General features: G+C 53.7%; 1 rRNA gene. It reads left to right on the top strand.

The features are described from left to right. Positions 1–1,311, top strand: a 23S ribosomal RNA gene (locus tag OGX93_RS02560); the annotation flags it as partial. Positions 1,312–1,355 lie beyond the last annotated feature (44 nt).

Genomic DNA, 1,355 nt, shown 5'->3' with positions numbered 1-1,355 from the left:
AAATCGTACCCCAAACCGACACAGGTGGTCAGGTAGAGAATACCAAGGCGCTTGAGAGAACTCGGGTGAAGGAACTAGGCAAAATGGTGCCGTAACTTCGGGAGAAGGCACGCTGATATGTAGGTGAAGTGGTTTACCCATGGAGCTGAAATCAGTCGAAGATACCAGCTGGCTGCAACTGTTTATTAAAAACACAGCACTGTGCAAACACGAAAGTGGACGTATACGGTGTGACGCCTGCCCGGTGCCGGAAGGTTAATTGATGGGGTTATCCCTCGGGAGAAGCTCTTGATCGAAGCCCCGGTAAACGGCGGCCGTAACTATAACGGTCCTAAGGTAGCGAAATTCCTTGTCGGGTAAGTTCCGACCTGCACGAATGGCGTAATGATGGCCAGGCTGTCTCCACCCGAGACTCAGTGAAATTGAACTCGCTGTGAAGATGCAGTGTACCCGCGGCAAGACGGAAAGACCCCGTGAACCTTTACTATAGCTTGACACTGAACACTGGTCCTTGATGTGTAGGATAGGTGGGAGGCTTTGAAGTGTGGACGCCAGTCTGCATGGAGCCGCCCTTGAAATACCACCCTTTAATGGCTGGTGTTCTAACGTGGGCCCGTAATCCGGGTTGCGGACAGTGTCTGGTGGGTAGTTTGACTGGGGCGGTCTCCTCCTAAAGAGTAACGGAGGAGCACGAAGGTCAGCTAATCCTGGTCGGACATCAGGAGGTTAGTGCAATGGCATAAGCTGGCTTGACTGCGAGCGTGACGGCGCGAGCAGGTGCGAAAGCAGGTCATAGTGATCCGGTGGTTCTGAATGGAAGGGCCATCGCTCAACGGATAAAAGGTACTCCGGGGATAACAGGCTGATACCGCCCAAGAGTTCATATCGACGGCGGTGTTTGGCACCTCGATGTCGGCTCATCACATCCTGGGGCTGAAGTAGGTCCCAAGGGTATGGCTGTTCGCCATTTAAAGTGGTACGCGAGCTGGGTTTAGAACGTCGTGAGACAGTTCGGTCCCTATCTGCCGTGGGCGCTGGAGAACTGAGGGGGGCTGCTCCTAGTACGAGAGGACCGGAGTGGACGCATCACTGGTGTTCGGGTTGTCATGCCAATGGCACTGCCCGGTAGCTAAATGCGGAAGAGATAAGTGCTGAAAGCATCTAAGCACGAAACTTGCCCCGAGATGAGTTCTCCCTGACTCCTTGAGAGTCCTGAAGGAACGTTGAAGACGACGACGTTGATAGGCCGGGTGTGTAAGCGCAGCGATGCGTTGAGCTAACCGGTACTAATGAACCGTGAGGCTTAACCTTACAACGCCGAAGATGTTTTGGCGGACTGAGAGACGATTTTCAGC

Source organism: Citrobacter sp. CK195, assembly GCF_030333365.1.
Taxonomy (GTDB): domain Bacteria; phylum Pseudomonadota; class Gammaproteobacteria; order Enterobacterales; family Enterobacteriaceae; genus Citrobacter_B; species Citrobacter_B koseri.
Note: the sequence above shows the minus strand (reverse complement) of the source record. Positions and strands in the feature narration are given on the sequence as shown.